Below are 17,655 nucleotides of genomic sequence, written 5' to 3'. Positions count from 1 at the left end.
CTTTTGTATTTTCCGCCAGCCGGAATATTCCGCGCCGAAACAAACCGATAGGATGGCACCCATGCGCCGTTCGAAAATCGTCTGTACTCTCGGCCCCGCGGTCGACTCCCACGAGCAGCTCGTCACGCTGATCGAAGCCGGCATGAACGTGGCCCGCTTCAACTTCAGCCACGGCACTCACGCCGAGCACCAGGGTCGTTACGACCGGGTCCGGGCCGCCGCCAAGGAGACGGGCCGGGCCATCGGTGTCCTCGCCGACCTGCAGGGCCCGAAGATCCGCCTGGAGACCTTCGCGGAGGGTCCCGTCGAGCTGGTGCGGGGTGACGAGTTCACCATCACCACCGAGGACGTCCCGGGCGACCGGACGATCTGCGGCACGACGTACAAGGGCCTGCCCGGTGACGTCACCAAGGGCGACCAGGTGCTCATCAACGACGGCAACGTCGAGCTGAAGGTCACCGAGGTCGAGGGCCCCCGGGTGAAGACGATCGTCATCGAGGGCGGCGTCATCTCCGACCACAAGGGCATCAACCTGCCGGGGGCCGCGGTCAACGTCCCCGCGCTGAGCGAGAAGGACGTCGAGGACCTCCGCTTCGCGCTGCGCATGGGCTGCGACCTGGTCGCCCTCTCCTTCGTCCGGGACGCCAAGGACGTCGCCGACGTGCACCGCGTCATGGACGAGGAGGGCCGCCGGGTCCCGGTGATCGCCAAGGTGGAGAAGCCGCAGGCGGTGGAGAACATGGAGGGCGTCGTCGCGGCCTTCGACGCCGTCATGGTCGCCCGTGGCGACCTGGCCGTCGAGTACCCGCTCGAGAAGGTCCCCATGGTGCAGAAGCGCCTGATCGAGCTGTGCCGGCGCAACGCCAAGCCGGTGATCGTGGCGACCCAGATGATGGAGTCGATGATCACCAACTCCCGTCCGACCCGCGCCGAGGCCTCCGACGTGGCCAACGCGATCCTGGACGGCGCGGACGCGGTCATGCTGTCGGCGGAGTCGTCGGTGGGCGCGTACCCGATCGAGACGGTCAAGACGATGTCGAAGATCGTCACCGCCGCCGAGCAGGAGCTGCTCTCCAAGGGCCTCCAGCCGCTGGTGCCGGGCAAGAAGCCGCGCACGCAGGGCGGTTCGGTGGCCCGGGCCGCCGCCGAGATCGCCGACTTCCTCGGCGGCAAGGGCCTGGTGGCCTTCACCCAGTCCGGTGACACCGCCCGCCGGCTCTCCCGCTACCGCGCCTGCCAGCCCATCCTGGCCTTCACCACCGACGAGTCCACCCGCAACCAGCTGGCGCTCAGCTGGGGCGTGGAGCCGCACGTGGTGCCGTTCGTGAACAGCACCGACGAGATGGTCGACCTGGTGGATCAGGAGACGGTCCGCCTCGGCCGGTTCAACGACGGCGACATCGTCGTGATCACCGCCGGTTCGCCCCCCGGCGTGCCCGGCACCACCAACATGGTCCGCGTGCACCACCTGGGCGAGACGCGGCGCGGCTGACCGCCCCCTTCCCGTCGTACGTACCGAGGGCGCCCCCTGTCGCAGGGGGCGCCCTCGGTGCGTGGTGCGGTCGTGCTCAGTCGGTCGTGTACTGGTGCAGCCCGGGGATGTGGAGCGTGCCGCCGAACTGGCCGGCCTGGACCACCGTCACCTTGGTGAAGTAGATCAGCGGGATGTCCAGCGGCGGCGGGTGCTCCGGGTCGAAGGTGATCGGGATCAGCCCCAGCAGGTTGCCGGAGATGCTCTCGGTGTACATCACCGTCTCACCGTCGCGGATCGTGGACGTGGAGCCCTCGGCCGCCTGCACGTGGTAGGTCTTGCCGGCCTGCTCGTCCTTCACCGTCTGGTGCAGGTCGCCGATGTCGGTGCCGTTGGAGATGACGTACTTCAGCACCTTCTTGGTGGTGCCGTTGGCCGTCCTGACCTCGACGACGCCCTTGTAGGAGGCGCCCTTCAGCAGCAGCGAGCTGGCGTTGAGATACCACGGGTCGTCGGGCAGCGGCAGTTTGTTGTCGACGCCGCCCTCCTCGTCGGTGGCGGCCGGGCAGTCGTCGACGTCGGTGCCGGAGGCGCTCTCGGAGGCGCTGGGGCTGGGCGTGGCGGTGGCGTCCTCCGTGGCCTTCGCCGCGTCCTCCTTGGCCTTCTCCGCCGCCTCCTTGGCCGCCTCGGCCGCCTTGTCCACCGTGTCCTTGGTGTCCTCGGCCGCCTTCGACGCCGTGTCGGTCGCGCCCTCGACGGTGTCCTTCGCGGTGCCGGTGACCGCGTCGGTGGTGTCCTTGAGCGCGTCGGACGCGTCTCCCGCGCTCTCGGAGGCCGACGGGGTCGGCGTGGGGCTCGGGCTCTCCTCGGCCTTCTTGCCGCCGGTGAAGATGCCCTCGATGGCGTCGCCGAGGCCGTCCAGCAGACCGCCCTTGTCCTCCGACTCGTCCGACTCGGACGGGGAGGGCTCCGTGGCGCTCTGACCGGACGCACCCTGGCTCTGCGACGCGGAGGGGCTCGGGGCGGGGGCGTCCTGCTCGTCCTTGGCGCCCTTGTCGTCGGAACCTGAATCCGACGAAGAGGAGTCGCCCTGGTCCGAGCCGTCGTCCTTGCCCGCGTCCTCGCCGGTGTCCCCGGTGGAGGCCGAGGGGTCGGGCTCCTTCGCGTCGTCCTTGCCGTCCTCGGCACCGTCGCTCGCCGAGGGCGAGGGGGTGGGCGACTCGGACGGGTCCTTCTCGGCGTCCTCGAGGGCCGCCACGCAGTCCTTGTACTCGTCGGCCGTCAGGCTGTTGGAGGGCGGCGCCGCGTCGTTGCCGTCGGCGAGGGCGAGCGTCGGCGTGAACCCCATCCCCATGAGCACGGCCGTGGGCATCGCCGCGATGGCTATCGCCTTGCCGGCCGGCATGTGGAACCTGGTGAACAACGGCTTCTTGGGTGCCGCGTGGCGCGGCCCGGTTCTCACACGGGACGACTCCACGTCAGTCCCGCGGGTCACCTCGTCAGCCGGCACTGTGCCTCCCGTTCGCCCCGTTGGCCGGGCTCGTTCCTGACAGATCGTGCGCCCCCGGTGCCATGAAGCCCTGGGAGGGCTCCCCGTCGTCCATCCCGCCCCGCGGCCCGGGCACGGCCGGGCCCGCCTGCGTTCCGGACTCCGGGAAGCCGGGGAACGCGGTGTCGTCGGCCGGGGCAGCGGGGACCACGCCCTCGGGCGCGCCGTCCGTGCCCTTGCCCTCCAGCGGCGGCTCGGTCCGCGGCGGCTCGCCCGGCACCCACGACACGGCCATGGCCCCGCCGACCAGCGCGAACAGGAAGCCGATGAGGAAACCGCCGAGGTTGGACACGGGGATGGACACCAGCGCCAGCAGGATCGCCGCGACGCCCGCGAAGACCCGGACGTGCTTCTGGAACCACAGGCTGACGCCCAGGACGACCAGCAGCACGCCGATGATCAGGGACCCGGCGCCCGCGGTGGTGGACATCGCCAGCGTCAGGTGACCGATCTGGAGGTTCGCGTACGGGAAGTAGGCGATGGGGAGTCCGCCGAGCGCGACGAACAGGCCGGCCCAGAACGGCCGCGCGCCTCGCCAGGCACGGAACTGCAGCCTCCGGCGGGTGAACTGGCCGGCTGCGGCAGGAGTCTCGGCGCTCATGGAAAACAGCTCCCTGGTACGGCTTTGCTGTGGTGGAGATGTGGGCCGCGTGTGAAGGCGCGGCCGGAGAGTGGACGGGCGGGGGCGCCACCGGCTCCCCCGCCCGTCAGCGAGTGCTTAGTAGCACTCCTTGACACCCTTGGACAGCGACATCTTCAGACCGCTGAGCTTGAAGGTTCCGGCGGTGGTCGCCCACGCCGTCTGCTTCACGCCGGTCAGCGTGGCCGAGTCGGCCTGCTGCGAGAACCCGTACGGGTTCGTGGTGTCGCCCTTCTTGATGCCGGGACCCTTGTTGGCGTCCTTGGCGGCCACACCGATGTCGATGCCGCGGAACGTGGCATCGGCCTCGAGGTCCTCGACGTCGATGTACAGGTTCTCCGCCTTGACCGGGGTGTCGCCACCGCCGGCCTTCAGCATGAGGCTGACCGAACCGATCAGCGGGATGTCCGGGGTGACCACGGACTGGCACATGTTCTTGATCTGCGCGGACTTGAACGCCGAGACCGCGACGGGGTGAGCCGTCTTCTCGCCCTTCAGCGTGTAGCCCTGGTCGATCGCGCCGTACTGCATAAAGCCCGTGCCGTCGAGCCGGTCCGCCGTCACCTTGAACGACTGACCCGACACGCTGAACGACGCGGCGAGAGCGCCCTGCGCGAGCGCGACGCCTATCGCAGCCGTGGCGGCGACGCTGGGCACCATCACCACGGCGAACCGCTTCCATCTGGTCCCGCCACGCACCTGGGACTCCATATTTCCTCCTTCTCGGACGTACATCTCCTGGCCTCGGCCCCGTCGCCAGTCGGCGACTCGGCCCGGCAGGGATGGGAGAAGTGCTACGTCCTCGGGAAGGAGAGCGCCCGTCCTCGGCGGCACGTACAACGCGCCCGAACAACCGGCGATCACCCCCGAGCGACAACCACTGGTCGCGCCTGACACGCATCACGCACAACCCTGCTGGACAGGCTTCGCCGGATGAGCGAAGACCCCCCTGCCCAAGGGCCGGCATCACTGCCGCCGACCCTGCTCGGTGGGGACCCAGGAACCCCCGCCACCCGACCGGCTGTCGGGGTACGGGAATGGACCGAGCGTCGCCGATCGTGGTGCATTCTCGCCGTCGACACAAGGGGGTTCGTTACTGGCTAGTAGCGGGCGTGTGACCGCGGGACGACGCACCGGCCCCGAACGGCGACGCTGGGTGTGCCATGAGGGCGGAACAAAACTATTGATCGATGGACAGAGTCCGACAGATCGGCGGCGCTGACTTACTGGCAGTAACAGCGGCCGCGATTACCAAGTTTTGGTAAAGCGCGGCCGCAGTGACGCCTCTTCGACAGCTCCTTCACATACGCAACACGCCGACGGCGTTTAGAGCGCCGATCCGGAGCGCCGGCCGGACGCCGCCTAGAACAGGGCGCGGGCGAGCGCCCGGCGCGCCGCGGCCACCCGCGGGTCCTCGGCGCCGACCACCTCGAACAGCTCCAGCAACCGCAGCCGTACGGCGTCCCGGTCGTCGCCCGCCGTGACGCGCACCGTGTCGATGAGGCGCCCGAAGGCGTCCTCCACGTGGCCGCCCACCAGGTCCAGGTCGGCGGCGGCGATCTGCGCCCGGGCGTCGCCCGGCTTGTCGGCCGCCTCCTGACGGACCTTCTGCGGGTCGGCGTCCTGCACCCGCTGGAGCAACTCGGCCTGGGCCAGGCCCAGTTTGGCCTCGGTGTTGCCCGGCTCCTCGGCCAGCACGTTCTTGTACGCCTGGACGGCACCGCCCAGGTCGCCCGCGTCCATCGCCTGCACGGCGGCGTCGAGGGCCGCGTCGTGCGGCCCGGCGGGGCGCTCGGGGGCGGCGGGCCGCTCGGCGCCCGGCTCCGCCTCGGGGTCGACGACGAGACCGGTCAGGCCGAAACGCTCCTCGCCGACCTGCACCAGCTGGTCCAGGGTCTGGCGGATCTGCGCCTCACCCGCGGCACCTTGGAAGAGGGGCAGCGCCTGCCCGGCGACGACCGCGAACACGGCGGGAATGCCCTGGACGCCGAACTGCTGCATCAGCATCTGGTTGGCGTCGACGTCGATCTTGGCGAGGAGGAAGCGCCCGTTGTACTCGACGGCGAGCCGCTCCAGGACCGGGCTCAACTGCTTGCAGGGCTCACACCACTCGGCCCAGAAGTCGATGACGACCGGGACCTCGGTGGACCGCTGCAGGACCTCGCTCTCGAAACCGGCCTCGTCGACGTCGATCACGAGGTCGGCCGGGGAGACGGCACCCGTCCCGCCGTTCCGGGCCGCGTCGGCGCGCGCCTGCTCGGCCTTGGCCTTGGCCTCCTGGGCCTGCTTCACCGCGGCGAGGTCGACGACCCCGCTCATGGACATGTTCCGTGGCTGCATGGGTCTATCCTCCCCCGTACGGCGCGCGCGTGTGAAAACCGGGTCGAAAGCCCGCCCGGATGTGTGCTGTTCGGTGTGTGTCATGCCCGATGTGTGTGCTGCTCGGCGCCGGGTCCCCACCCCACGCCCGTGGTCGTCGCTGGGGCGCGGGTGGACCCGCGCTTTCGCTACGCGTCGTAGCGTAATACCAGCAGGGCGCGTCGCGACACCCCGCCCCGGTGATCTGTCTCACGACGGGCCGCGTGTTACCCGCCGGTTAAGGTCGGGGGATGCAGAGCAGCACCCCCGCCGGCCGTGCCGGACGCCCGCGCAGTGCCGCGGCGGACACCGCGATCCTGGCCGCGACGCGGGCCGCCCTGGTCGACCTCGGCTGGTCGAAGCTCACCCTGGGAGACGTCGCCACCCGGGCCGGGGTTGCCAAGACGACGCTCTACCGCCGCTGGGCGGGCAAGAACGAGCTGGTCGTGGACGCGGTGGCGGAGCTCTTCGACGAGCTGGAACTGCCCGACCGCGGCTCCCTCGCCGCCGACATCGAGGGCGTGGTGCTCCAGTTCGCGGCGATCCTGGCCCGTCCGGAGGCCAGGAGCGGTCTGATGGCGGTGGTCGCGGAGTCCACGCGGGACGACGCGCTGCGCGAGCGCATCCGCACCTCGATCGTCGAACGGCAGAAGCGCCTGGTGCTGGAGGGCAGGGCCCGGGCCCAGGCGCGGGGCGAGCTGCCGCCGGAGCCGGACGCGGCGGAGGCGGCGCGCACCGCCGACCTGATCTTCGACATGGTCGCGGGATCGGTGGTGCACCGCACACTGGTCAGCGCGGAGGCCGCGAACGAGGAGTGGGTACGCGGCCTGACGCAGGTACTCCTGTGGGGCCTGACCACGCAACCGCCCGAGCCGAGCGACGGCTGACGGGTGACCTCTCGGCCGACCGAGCCCGCTGGCGGGTGACGGGTGACCTCTTGACCGACCGAGTCGGGTGGTGGGTGGGCACAGGCCCGGGGGTCCAGGGGGCGGAGCCCCCTGGTGACGCCCGCCGGAACACGCGGCGCCTAGAACCCCGCCGGCTCCGTGTACACCCCCCACTCGTCCCGCAGCACCCCGCAGATCTCCCCGAGCGTCGCCTCCGCCCGCACCGCGTCCAGCATCGGCTCGATCATGTTGCCCCCGGAGCGCGCCGCCGCCAGCATCGCGTCCAGCGCACCCCGCACCGCCGCATCGTCGCGGGCGACCCTGCGCTCGCCCAGCACCCGCACCTGCTCGCGCTCGACCTCGTGACTGACCCGCAGGATCTCCAGGTCGCCGGTGACGGAGCCGGTGTGGACGTTGACGCCGACGACCTTCTTGTCGTCCTTCTCCAAGGACTGCTGGTACCGGAAGGCCGACTCGGCGATCTCCCCGGTGAACCAGCCGTCCTCGATGCCGCGCAGCAGTCCGGAGGTGATCGGCCCGACGGGGTGCTGCCCGTCGGGGTGGGCCCGCAGCCCCCGCTCCTTGATCTGCTCGAAGATCTTCTCCGCGTCCGCCTCGATGCGGTCGGTCAGCTGCTCGATGAACCAGGAACCGCCCAGCGGGTCGGCGACGTTGGCGACGCCGGTCTCCTCCATCAGCACCTGCTGGGTGCGCAGGGCGATCTCCGCGGCCTGCTCGCTGGGCAGCGCGAGGGTCTCGTCGAGCGCGTTGGTGTGCAGCGAGTTGGTGCCGCCGAGCACCGCGGCGAGCGCCTCCACGGCCGTACGGACCACGTTGTTGTACGGCTGCTGCGCGGTCAGCGAGACACCGGCGGTCTGCGTGTGGAAGCGCAGCCACTGCGCCTTCTCGCTCTTGGCCCCGTACACGTCGCGCATCCACCGCGCCCAGATCCTGCGCGCCGCGCGGAACTTGGCGATCTCCTCGAAGAAGTCGACGTGCGCGTCGAAGAAGAAGGAGAGGCCGGGCGCGAAGACGTCCACGTCCAGACCGCGGCTGAGCCCCAGCTCCACGTACCCGAAGCCGTCCGCCAGGGTGTACGCCAGCTCCTGCGCGGCCGTCGCCCCGGCCTCGCGGATGTGGTACCCGGAGACGGAGAGCGGCTTGTAGGCGGGGATGCCGGCCGCGCAGTACTCCATCAGGTCGCCGATCAGGCGCAGGTGCGGCTCGGGCTGGAAGAGCCACTCCTTCTGCGCGATGTACTCCTTGAAGATGTCGGTCTGCAGCGTGCCGTTGAGCACGGACGCGTCGACGCCCTGCCGTTCGGCGGCGACCAGGTACATGCAGAACACGGGCACGGCGGGCCCGCTGATCGTCATGGAGGTCGTGACGTCACCGAGGGGGATGTCCTTGAAGAGAACCTCCATGTCGGCGGCCGAGTCGATGGCCACCCCGCAGTGCCCGACCTCGCCGAGCGAGCGCGGGTCGTCGGAGTCGCGGCCCATCAGGGTCGGCATGTCGAAGGCGACCGAGAGCCCGCCTCCCCCGTTCCGGAGGATCATCTTGTAGCGCTCGTTGGTCTGCTCGGCGTTGCCGAACCCGGCGAACTGCCGGATGGTCCACGTACGCCCCCGGTACCCGGTCGGATACAGGCCGCGGGTGAAGGGGTACTCGCCCGGCCAGCCGATCCGCTCGAAGCCCTCGTACTCGTCCCCGGGGCGGGGCCCGTACACCGGCTCCACGGGATCACCGGAGAGCGTGGTGAAGTCCGCGTCGCGCTTGCGCGCCGCGTCGTACCGGGCCTGCCAGCGAAGGCGGCCCTCTTCTATGGCATGAGCGTCCATACCTTCAAATTTACTAGGACGTCCAAGTAAATGTCGATGGGGTACCGCCGTACGGGTGTCCGTACGGCGGTGGGACGGCCGGTGAGGGCCCGGTTACACCTTCGCGGCGGCGGGCGCCTCGGCGCCGGCGACCTTCGCGTCCAGCTCCTGGGTGACCCTGCGCTCCACGAAGAAGGCGGCCGTCGGAACGGTCCCCGCGAGCAGCACCCAGAGCTGCTTCTTCACCGGCCACTTGGCCTTGGAGCCCAGGTCGAAGGCGAAGACCAGGTAGATCACGTACAGCCAGCCGTGGGCGATGCTGACGACCTGGGTGAAGTCCGCGGCGCCGCCCAGGTCCAGCACGTACTTCGCGATCATGCCGAGGCACAGCGCGATCAGCAGCACACCGGTGACGTACGCCATGACCCGGTAGCGGGTCAGCACGCTCTTTTTCATGGCTCCGAGCGTAACCGCCCGTTTCGCGCGATCTTCGACCGGGTCGGGCGACTCGCCGGGCCCGCCGGGCCCGCTGCTCAGTCCTCCTCGAAGTCCCCCGCGGCGACCCGCAGCGGCCGGAGCATCGCGAAGATCTCCCCGCACTCCTCGGCGTCGTACGCGCCCAGGCCGAAGTCCATCGCCATCAGGTCGCGGGTGGCCGCCTCGACGACCTCGCGGCCCTTGTCGGTGATGGTGGCCAGCGTGCCGCGGCCGTCGTTGGGGTTGGGGCGCTTGGCCACCAGACCGGAGCGCACCAGCCGGTCGACGGTGTTCGTCACCGAGGTGGGGTGCACCATCAGGCGCTCGCCGATCTTGGACATCGGCAGTTCGCCCGACTTGGAGAAGGTGAGCAGCACCAGCGCCTCGTACCGCGCGAACGTCAGCCCGTACGGCTTGACCACGGCGTCGACCTCGCCCAGCAGGATCTGCTGGGCCCGCATGATCGAGGTGATCGCCGCCATGGAGGGCACACCGCCCCAGCGCTGTGCCCAGAGTTCGTCGGCTCGGGCGATGGGATCGAAGGAGAGACTGAGGGGCTTCGGCACGGCAAGAGACCTTACCGGCCGGTCATATGCCGGTCAGCCCCGTCTCGCCCTTCGATACCACCGACCGCGCATCGGCGCTCGCCGGGCGCTCATTCGGCGAGGTGGCGCTCCACCGTCTCGACCTTCGACGTGAGGCCGTCCGTCACGCCGGGGCGGATGTCCGCCTTGAGGACCAGGGAGACCCGGGGTGCGCGTGCCTCGACGGCGGCCACGGCGCGCCGGACGACGTCCATGACCTCGTCCCATTCGCCCTCGATCGAGGTGAACATCGCGTCGGTGCGGTTGGGCAGCCCGGACTCGCGGACCACCCGGACGGCGTCGGCGACGTACTCCCCCACGTCCTCGCCGACACCGAGCGGCGTCACGGAGAAGGCGACGATCATGCGTTGACGATCCCTTCCTGGCGGGCGCGGGAGGCGATGACCGCGCTCTCGGCCTCACGCTTGAGCTTGCGCTCGGCGAAGAAGCCGCCGGTCGGCAGGACCGAGAGGACGAAGTAGAGGGCGGCGGTCTTCAGCGGCCACTTGGCGCGGTTCCAGGCGTCGGCCCAGAAGATCACGTACAGCACGAAGAGGACACCGTGGATCATGCCCATCGCCGGCACCGCGTTGAAGTCGGTGGTCCGCTTCAGGACGGAGCAGACGAGCAGGAGGAGGAACGAGATCGCCTCGGGGGCCGAGACCAGGCGGAGGCGGCGGAGGGCGGTGGCGGTCTTGAGGTCCACGGGTCACCTTCGGTGGGAGGGAGTCGCTGACGGCGCGGGCGGCGTGCGCTCCGCCTTGTGAACGGAAGCACAATCGTTCGCCCATTGTGGCAAACAATGCCCCAAGGGATGGACTCAGGGTCGGTCTCCACCCGTGGGCCCTGTTCCGTCCACCCGTGGCGGGGCTACTTTCGCAGCGTGGCGATGTTCCGACTTCAAGGCAGCAAGGTCCTCGCCGTCGACATGACCCAAGACGCCGTGAAGGCGAAGAACGGCTCGATGGTCGCGTACGACGGGGAGATGGCCTTCAAGAAGCTGAGCGGCGGCGGTGAGGGCCTCCGGGGCATGGTGACCCGGCGGATCACCGGCGAGCAGATGACGGTGATGGAGGTGAGAGGGCAGGGGACCTGCTGGTTCGCGGACCGGGCCTCGGAGATCACCCTGGTGGGGCTCCAGGGCGACAAGCTGTACGTCGAGTCGAGCAACTTCCTGGCGGCCGACGCCGGGCTGCGCACCGGCACCAGCTTCACGGGCACGCGCGGCGCCTCCCAGGGCAACGGGCTGTTCACCACGACGATCGAGGGGCACGGGCAGGCGGCGATCATGTCCGACGGTCCGGCGGTGGTGCTGCGGGTCAGCGCCCAGTACCCGCTGACCGTCGACCCGGGCGCGTACGTGGCGCACCAGGGGAACCTGCGGCAGTCCTTCCAGTCGGGTGTGACCTTCCGCACGCTGTTCGGGGAGGGCGGCGGCGAGGCCTTCCAGATCCGCTTCGAGGGCGACGGACTGGTGTACGTGCAGCCGAGCGAGCGGAACACGATCGCGGGGGATGTCTGACCATGGCCTTCCAGGAGATCAATTCGAAGATGGTCCAGGCGACCGTCGCACCCGGGCAGCGGCTGTTCAGCCAGCGCGGCGCCATGCTCGCCTACCGCGGCGAGGTGTCCTTCACCCCGAATCTGCGCGGCGGCCAGGGCGGGGTCATGTCGATGATCGGACGCCGGGTGGCGAACGAGGACACGCCGCTGATGACCGTGGAGGGCAGCGGCACCGTGTTCTTCGGGCACGGCGGCCACCACGTCCAGGTGATCAACCTGTCGGGCGACACCCTGTACGTGGAGGCGGACCGCCTGCTCGCCTTCGAGGGCACCCTGGAGCAGAGCACGGTGTTCCTCGGCTCGCAGGGCGGCGTCATGGGCATGGTGCGGGGCCAGGTGAGCGGGCAGGGACTGTTCACCACGTCCCTCAAGGGCCACGGCTCGGTGGCGGTGATGGCCCACGGCGGCGTCTTCGAGGTGCCCATCACCCCGCAGCGCCCGGTGCGCGTCGACCCGCAGGCCTACGTCGCCCACCACGGGGACGTGCGCAACAAGCTGTCCACGGCCCTGGGCTGGCGGGACATGGTGGGACGCGGCTCCGGCGAGGCGTTCCAGCTGGAGCTGAGCGGCAGCGGCACGGTGTTCGTCCAGGCGTCGGAGGAGAAACTGTGAGCACCGTCCACCACGACCCGGCGACACTGCCGGCCGACGACAACGTCAACGCGTACACCTTCTGCGTGGAGCTGAAGGGGAGCCAGTGGTTCCTGCAGAAGGGGAAGATGATCGCCTACTACGGGACGATCGATTTCAACGGGATCGGGCACGGCCGGCTGGACCGGCTGGTGCGTACGTCGTTCCATTCGCCACTGCACGCGAGCGACTGGGTCGTGGCGGAGGGATCGGGCAAGATGCTCCTCGCCGACCGGGCCTTCGACGTGAATTCGTACGACCTCGAAGAAGGCAACCTGACCATTCGCTCGGGCAACCTGCTCGCTTTTCAGCCAAGCCTCGCGCTCAAGCAGTCGATCGTGCCGGGCTTCCTGACGCTGATCGGAACCGGAAAGTTCGTGGCCGCGTCCAACGGTCCGGTGGTGTTCGTGGAACCGCCGATCCGGGTCGACCCGCAGGCCCTGGTCGGCTGGGCCGACTGCCCGTCCCCGTGCCACCACTACGACCATGGGTACATGACCGGCCTACTGGGCGGTCTACGTGCGATGACGGGGCTCGGCGGGGCCTCCGGGGAGGAGCACCAGTTCGAGTTCGTGGGGGCCGGGACGGTGCTGCTGCAGTCGAGCGAGGCGCTGATGGCGGAGCAGGCCGTGGGGACTCCTCCGCAGCAGGCGGGGGTGCCCGGAGGCGGGGCTTCCGGAGCGCCGACAGGCCGGTCCGGGGCACCGGGGCTTCCCGGACAGCTGGGAGACCTCCAGCGCCGCTTCGGGCTGTGAGCGGTAATCTGCGGAGTGTGACATCGAACGCGTGCGCACCGTCACCGTCACGGAAAACCCCTCACTAGTTCGCCTTTCAACCTTTTAGGTAGACTTCATTCATGGAGACCGAGACGGCCACCCGCTGGCTGACCGATACGGAGCAGTGTGCTTGGCGCACCCACCTGGAGGTCAACAGGCTGTTGACGCACCAGCTCGAGAAGGACCTGCAGCCGTTCGGCCTGACAATGAACGACTACGAGATCCTGGTGAACCTCTCCGAGTCGGAGGGCGACAGAATGCGGATGAGCGACCTGGCCACGGCCACGATGCAGTCCAAGAGCCGCCTCTCCCACCAGATCACCCGCATGGAGAACGCGAACCTGGTCCGGCGGGAGAACTGCGAGTCCGACCGGCGCGGGCTCTTCGCCGTCCTCACCGAGCACGGCATGGAGACGATGCGGAAGGTCGCGCCGCACCACGTGGCATCCGTCCGCAGGCACTTCATCGACCTGCTGGCCCCGGAAGACCTGACGGAGCTGGACAAGGCGCTCAAGCCCATCGCGGAACACCTGCGCGGGCAGCGGGGACGACCCTGAGTCCCTGATCACATGTCCCGGGCCGTTCCGGCCCGGTCACCCGGCAGGCGGAGCTCGAACAGGGCGCCGCCTGCCGGTGCGTCGTGCACCGTGAGCGTGCCGCCGTGCCGTACGGCCACGTCGCGGGCGATCGCCAGTCCGAGACCGGCCCCGCCGTCGTCGCGGCTGCGGGCGGCGTCGAGCCGTACGAAGCGCTCGAAGATCCGCTCCCGGTCGGCCGCCGGCACGCCGTCGCCGTCGTCGGCCACGGCGGCCACCACCGCGTCCCCGTCCCGCCGTACGGTCACCTCCACCGCCGACCTGGCGTGCCGCTGCGCGTTGTCGAGCAGATTGGCCAGGACCCGCCCCAGCTGCCCCCGCGATCCGGCCACGCTCACCGGACCCTCGGCGCCCCGCACACTCACCCCGGCCCGGCCCTCGGCCGCCTCCCGCGCGAGCGCCGCGAGGTCGACCCGGGCCTCGGCGGGCCGCTCCCCCGCGTCCAGCCTGGCCAGCAGCAACAGGTCGGCGGCGAGCCGCTGGAGCCGTACGGTGTCCGCCACGGCGCCGTCCAGGTCCAGCAGTTCCGGGTGGGCGGCGGCCACCTCCAGCTGGGTGCGCAGCGACGCGATCGGGCTGCGCAGCTCGTGCGAGGCGTCCGCGACGAAGCCCCGCTGCCGCTCCACCGAGGACTCCAGGGCGGCCAGCGTCTCGTTGGTGGTGGTGGCGAGCCTGGCCACCTCGTCGTGGGTGTCCGGCACGGGGACACGGCGGGCCAGGTCCTCGCTGGCGGTGATCGCGGCCATCTCGCGCCGGATGCCCTCCACCGGGCGCAGCGCGCGCCGGGTGACCAGCCAGGTCACCCACGCCACGACCGCGAGCAGCAGTGGGAAGCCGATCAGCATCACGGTCAGCGCGGTGTTCACGGCGCCGTGTTCGGCGGAGAGCGGGGCACCGGCGTAGACGGTGAGCGTGCCCCGGTCGTCGGTCTTCACCGGGACGGCGGCGAAACGGTAGTCCTCCGTGTCCCCGTCGATGGTCGCCGAGCCGTCGCTGACGGTGATCCGTCCGCCGATCTCGCCGGGTTCGAGGGACTCGCCGGAGTCGTCATCGTCGTCGTCGGCGTCGTCGTCGTGCTCCCCACCCGGGGAGGCGGCGGGCTGCGGCTTCACCGCGTCGACGCCGGTGCCGCTGATCCGCTCCAGGTCCTCGCTGGCGGCGACCAGCACGCCGTCGTCGTCGACGACCTGCACCGGCCGGTCGTCCACGTCCAGCGACAGGTCCGCGTACGGGGTCCCGACGGCGAGCACCGTCGCCACCTCGCGCGCCGAGCGCTCGGCCTGGGTGCCCGCCTCGCCGAGCAGGTTGGAGCGCAGGGACAGCAGGACGGCGGTGCCGGCCGCGACGAGGGCGACGGCGACCACGAGGGTGGCGGCGAGCGTGGCGCGGGCCCGCACCGAGCCGAAGAGGCGGCTCACCGCCCGGTCTCCAGCCGGTAGCCGGCGCCGCGCACGGTCCGGATGAGCCCGGCACGCAGCTTGCGCCGCAGCGCGCTGACGTACACCTCGACGATGTTCGGGTCGCCGTCGTAGGCGAAGTCCCAGACGTGCTCCAGGATCTCCGCCTTGGACACCACCTGTCCGGCCCGCACCACGAGCTGCTCCAGGACGGCGAACTCCTTGGCCGTGAGGGTGACCTCGTCCTCGCCGAGGAACACCCGGCGGGCGCCGGTGTCGACCCTGAGGTCGCCGTGGACGTGCACGGGCGAGGCTCCGGCCCCCTGCCCCCGCCGCCGCAGCAGGGCCTTCACCCGGGCGACGAGGACCACGTACGAGAAGGGCTTGGTGAGGTAGTCGTCCGCGCCGGTGTCCAGGCCCTCGGCCTCGTCGTACTCGCCGTCCTTGGCGGTGAGCATCAGGATCGGCACGTCGTGCCCGGCGGCGCGCAGGGCGGCGCAGACCCGGTAGCCGTTGAGGCCGGGCAGCATGATGTCGAGGATGACGAGGTCGTACACGCCCTCACCCGCCCGGTGCAGCCCTTCGAGGCCGTCGTGGACGACGTCCACGGCGTATCCCTCCGCGGTGAGGCCCTTGGCGAGCGACACGGCGAGGCGCCTCTCGTCCTCCACGATCAAGAATCGAGGGGGGCGGCGCGAAGCGCCTCGGGCAGGGTGGTGGTGGGCGACGGGTGGGCGCATGCGTAAAGAGTGGCAAAGGCGAGCTGAAGATCCCTTCAGGTGGCTTCAGGTTGGCCTCAGCGTCGGTCCGGGACAGTGAACACGTCGAAAACGACGGGACTCTGGACGACTCGGAGGAAACAGCATGAAGCGCAACATCGTGATCGCCGCCGTCACCGCCGCCGCACTGATCGGAGGCGGTACGGCGACGGCCCTGGCGACGACGGGGGACGACGACCGGGGTGCGACGTCCTGCGCGGACGGCGCGGACGCGTCGGCCGTCACCGTGTCGGACGACGCCGGCGTACGGGACGAGGCCGACGACCGTGACGACGACCGGCGCGACGACTCCGGCGCCGCCGCCGCGAAGGTCACGGCTGCCGACGCCGTCGCCGCCGCGCTGGCGGACACCCCGGGCACGGCCGTCTCCGCCGAGCTGGACGACGAGGACGACGACGGCGACGACGACGACGACGACCGCCGGGAGCGTGCGGCCTGGGAGGTCGACGTCCTCTCCGGCGACGGCACCTGGCACAGCGTCCGGATCGACCCGGCCACCGGCAAGGTCCTCGCCTCCGAGCGGGACGACGACGAGGACGACACCGCCGAGGTGCGCGCGGCCCTGAAGGGCACCTCGGTGGACACCGCCGAGGCGGCGAAGGCGGCGGCCGGACACGGCACCGTCACCTCCGTCGAGCTGGACGACGACGGCGACCACGGCGACGGCAAGCCCGCCTGGGAGGTCGAGACGCACGCCTCCGGCAAGGGTGAGCAGGACTGGCGGGTCGACCCGAAGACCGGAAAGGTAACGGCCGACCGCTCGGACGAGGCGCACGGCTCTCACGACTCGGACGACGACGCCGACGACGACGGCTCCGGCAGCTCGGACGACTCCGACGACGACTGAGCGCCCTTTCCGGCTCGTCGGGCCGACCCGCGGCGGTGCCACGGCACCAGTGCCGCCACCGCCGCGACCGCGCCGGACACCGCGAAGCACACCGGCAGCGGAAGGCGCTCCACCAGCAGCCCCACGACGGCGGCGCCGACCGACATCCCCGCGTTCACTGCGGTGTTGCACCAGGCGCCCGCCCGGACCCGGAAACCGGGCGCCACGCTCTCGTCGGCGATCAGGTACGCCGTGGTCAGCGCCGGGGCCACGAACAGGCCCGCGCACATGACGGCCAGGACCAGCGTGCCGAGTCCGGGCGCGAGGCCCGCGGCGGCGAGGCAGAGGCCGACACCGGCCGCGAAGAACGGGAGCCGAGCCCGGGTGGGCGAACTCCAGGCGACGGCGCCGTTGACGAGACCGCCGACCGCGCTGCCGACGGAGAGCGCCGCGAGCACCCAGGCGACCGTGCCGTCCCCGAGGCCGTGCTCCCCAGCGAAGGCCACGACGAGGAGGTCGACTGCGCTCACCGAGACGCCGACGGCCGCCGCGACGACGACGGGCTGCAGCAGCGCCCGGCCCTGCCCCGGGCCGCCTCGCCCGGGTGCGGGGCCGTCGCTCTTTGCCCGCCCCGCCGGGCGCAGCGCCGCGGTCGCCGGTGAGGTGACGAAGGCGAGGGTGCCGACCGCCACGAGCACCGCGCTGAGCACGACGCCGACCACCGGCGAGGCGACGGCGACGATGCCGCCGACCAGGAGCGGACCGGAGACGAAGAGCAGTTCCTCGGCAACGCCGTCCACGCTGTAGGCCCGCTGCAACAGCAGCCGGTCGGGGAGCAGTTCGGCCCACACCGCGCGCATCGTGGGGCCGAGCGGGGGCGTGCAGGCGCCCGCGAGCCCGGCGGTCACCGCGAGGACCGCCTCGGAGGTACCCGGACGCCGGCAGGCCGCCGCCAGCACGCAGAGCAGGGCGGCGTAGAGCAGGGCCATGGGCAGCAGTGCCCGGCGCGGACCGTGCCGGTCGACGAGGGAAGCACGGTAGGGGGACAGGAAGACGCTCGTGGCGCCGAAGAGCGCCATGACCAGCCCGGCCACGGCGTACGACCCGGTGGACCGGGTCAGGGAGAGCATCAGGGCGAGGGAGACCGTGCCGTACGACAGCCGCCCGACGAGGGCGGCCGAGAACGTGCGGCGGGCATGGGGGACACGGAGCACGGCGGCGTAGGAGGGCCGCGAAAGAGGCGTGGACACGCGAAGGGTTCCTCAGCAGGAAGGCAACCAGGGGACACCGATGCGCGCGACG

General features: G+C 71.0%; 19 protein-coding genes. 7 read left to right on the top strand and 12 right to left on the bottom strand.

Translation table 11 applies throughout. From position 1 onward, the window contains the following. The first annotated feature begins 61 nt into the window (after positions 1 to 61). Positions 62 to 1,492, top strand: coding sequence for a pyruvate kinase (gene pyk / locus IE258_RS04670; RefSeq protein ID WP_159328407.1), 1,431 nt, complete (start codon positions 62 to 64; stop codon positions 1,490 to 1,492). A gap of 76 nt (positions 1,493 to 1,568) precedes the next feature. Here pyk and IE258_RS04665 read toward each other — a convergent pair whose 3' ends face one another. The 4 genes from IE258_RS04665 to IE258_RS04650 all read right to left on the bottom strand — a co-directional run bounded on the left by IE258_RS04665 (position 1,569) and on the right by IE258_RS04650 (position 6,000). Then, positions 1,569 to 2,981 carry a prolipoprotein diacylglyceryl transferase gene (locus IE258_RS04665; RefSeq protein WP_189739153.1) on the bottom strand — a complete coding sequence of 471 codons (1,413 nt, stop codon included), beginning with the start codon at positions 2,979 to 2,981 and terminating at the stop codon, positions 1,569 to 1,571. Continuing rightward, positions 2,971 to 3,621 carry a DUF6114 domain-containing protein gene (locus IE258_RS04660; protein WP_189739150.1) on the bottom strand — a complete coding sequence of 217 codons (651 nt, stop codon included), beginning with the start codon at positions 3,619 to 3,621 and terminating at the stop codon, positions 2,971 to 2,973. The genes IE258_RS04665 and IE258_RS04660 overlap by 11 nt, the downstream gene beginning before the upstream one ends. 117 nt (positions 3,622 to 3,738) lie before the next feature. Beyond that, positions 3,739 to 4,371: a DUF6230 family protein gene (locus IE258_RS04655; protein ID WP_161381249.1), complete on the bottom strand. Its 633-nt coding sequence runs from the start codon at positions 4,369 to 4,371 to the stop codon at positions 3,739 to 3,741. Positions 4,372 to 5,022: 651 nt separating this feature from the next. Beyond that, complete coding sequence (locus IE258_RS04650; RefSeq protein ID WP_189739147.1) at positions 5,023 to 6,000, bottom strand: tetratricopeptide repeat protein; 978 nt, start codon at positions 5,998 to 6,000, stop codon at positions 5,023 to 5,025. Positions 6,001 to 6,269: 269 nt separating this feature from the next. On the opposite strand from IE258_RS04650, the gene IE258_RS04645 reads away from it, so the two are divergent. Continuing rightward, on the top strand, positions 6,270 to 6,905 hold the full coding sequence (locus tag IE258_RS04645; protein WP_189739144.1) for a TetR/AcrR family transcriptional regulator: 636 nt from the start codon (positions 6,270 to 6,272) through the stop codon (positions 6,903 to 6,905). A 140-nt stretch (positions 6,906 to 7,045) separates the two neighbouring features. Here IE258_RS04645 and icmA read toward each other — a convergent pair whose 3' ends face one another. The 5 genes from icmA to IE258_RS04620 all read right to left on the bottom strand — a co-directional run bounded on the left by icmA (position 7,046) and on the right by IE258_RS04620 (position 10,492). Next, positions 7,046 to 8,746, bottom strand: a complete 1,701-nt coding sequence (icmA, locus tag IE258_RS04640; RefSeq protein WP_159328412.1) for a coenzyme B12-dependent isobutyryl-CoA mutase large subunit — start codon at positions 8,744 to 8,746, stop codon at positions 7,046 to 7,048. 93 nt (positions 8,747 to 8,839) lie between these two features. Then, on the bottom strand, positions 8,840 to 9,181 hold the full coding sequence (locus tag IE258_RS04635) for a DUF3817 domain-containing protein (RefSeq protein WP_161381253.1): 342 nt from the start codon (positions 9,179 to 9,181) through the stop codon (positions 8,840 to 8,842). Between the two features lie 77 nt (positions 9,182 to 9,258). Then, positions 9,259 to 9,768, bottom strand: coding sequence for a MarR family winged helix-turn-helix transcriptional regulator (locus IE258_RS04630; RefSeq protein ID WP_087807181.1), 510 nt, complete (start codon positions 9,766 to 9,768; stop codon positions 9,259 to 9,261). An 89-nt stretch (positions 9,769 to 9,857) separates the two neighbouring features. After that, positions 9,858 to 10,151: an MTH1187 family thiamine-binding protein gene (locus tag IE258_RS04625; RefSeq protein WP_189739141.1), complete on the bottom strand. Its 294-nt coding sequence runs from the start codon at positions 10,149 to 10,151 to the stop codon at positions 9,858 to 9,860. Then, positions 10,148 to 10,492 (bottom strand): DUF3817 domain-containing protein, encoded by a 345-nt coding sequence (locus IE258_RS04620; RefSeq protein ID WP_003973588.1) that lies wholly within the window; start codon positions 10,490 to 10,492, stop codon positions 10,148 to 10,150. The genes IE258_RS04625 and IE258_RS04620 overlap by 4 nt, the downstream gene beginning before the upstream one ends. 183 nt (positions 10,493 to 10,675) lie before the next feature. Between IE258_RS04620 and IE258_RS04615 the strand changes: the two genes are divergently transcribed. From IE258_RS04615 to IE258_RS04600, 4 genes are all read left to right on the top strand, one after another. Beyond that, positions 10,676 to 11,308, top strand: coding sequence for an AIM24 family protein (locus IE258_RS04615; RefSeq protein ID WP_189739317.1), 633 nt, complete (start codon positions 10,676 to 10,678; stop codon positions 11,306 to 11,308). A gap of 2 nt (positions 11,309 to 11,310) precedes the next feature. Continuing rightward, a complete protein-coding gene (locus IE258_RS04610) occupies positions 11,311 to 11,961 on the top strand; it encodes an AIM24 family protein (RefSeq protein ID WP_059301495.1) in 651 nt (216 codons plus the stop codon). Continuing rightward, positions 11,958 to 12,734 (top strand): AIM24 family protein, encoded by a 777-nt coding sequence (locus IE258_RS04605; protein ID WP_189739136.1) that lies wholly within the window; start codon positions 11,958 to 11,960, stop codon positions 12,732 to 12,734. Before IE258_RS04610 ends, IE258_RS04605 begins: the two co-directional genes overlap by 4 nt. A 101-nt stretch (positions 12,735 to 12,835) precedes the next feature. Beyond that, positions 12,836 to 13,312: a MarR family winged helix-turn-helix transcriptional regulator gene (locus IE258_RS04600; protein ID WP_087807185.1), complete on the top strand. Its 477-nt coding sequence runs from the start codon at positions 12,836 to 12,838 to the stop codon at positions 13,310 to 13,312. 8 nt (positions 13,313 to 13,320) lie between these two features. Here IE258_RS04600 and IE258_RS04595 read toward each other — a convergent pair whose 3' ends face one another. Continuing rightward, positions 13,321 to 14,769, bottom strand: a complete 1,449-nt coding sequence (locus IE258_RS04595; RefSeq protein WP_189739133.1) for an ATP-binding protein — start codon at positions 14,767 to 14,769, stop codon at positions 13,321 to 13,323. Further along, positions 14,766 to 15,488, bottom strand: coding sequence for a response regulator transcription factor (locus IE258_RS04590; RefSeq protein ID WP_373309709.1), 723 nt, complete (start codon positions 15,486 to 15,488; stop codon positions 14,766 to 14,768). Before IE258_RS04590 ends, IE258_RS04595 begins: the two co-directional genes overlap by 4 nt. Before the next feature lie 124 nt (positions 15,489 to 15,612). Between IE258_RS04590 and IE258_RS04585 the strand changes: the two genes are divergently transcribed. Continuing rightward, on the top strand, positions 15,613 to 16,374 hold the full coding sequence (locus IE258_RS04585) for a PepSY domain-containing protein (protein ID WP_189739127.1): 762 nt from the start codon (positions 15,613 to 15,615) through the stop codon (positions 16,372 to 16,374). Here IE258_RS04585 and IE258_RS04580 read toward each other — a convergent pair. Next, on the bottom strand, positions 16,308 to 17,603 hold the full coding sequence (locus tag IE258_RS04580; protein WP_189739124.1) for an MFS transporter: 1,296 nt from the start codon (positions 17,601 to 17,603) through the stop codon (positions 16,308 to 16,310). The two genes, IE258_RS04585 and IE258_RS04580, sit on opposite strands and share 67 nt — an antisense overlap. Positions 17,604 to 17,655 lie beyond the last annotated feature (52 nt).

The sequence above is a fragment of the Streptomyces tendae genome (assembly GCF_014650435.1).
Taxonomy (GTDB): domain Bacteria; phylum Actinomycetota; class Actinomycetes; order Streptomycetales; family Streptomycetaceae; genus Streptomyces; species Streptomyces tendae.
The sequence above is the reverse complement of the archived record's forward strand: the minus strand, read 5'-3'. Positions and strand labels throughout refer to the sequence as shown.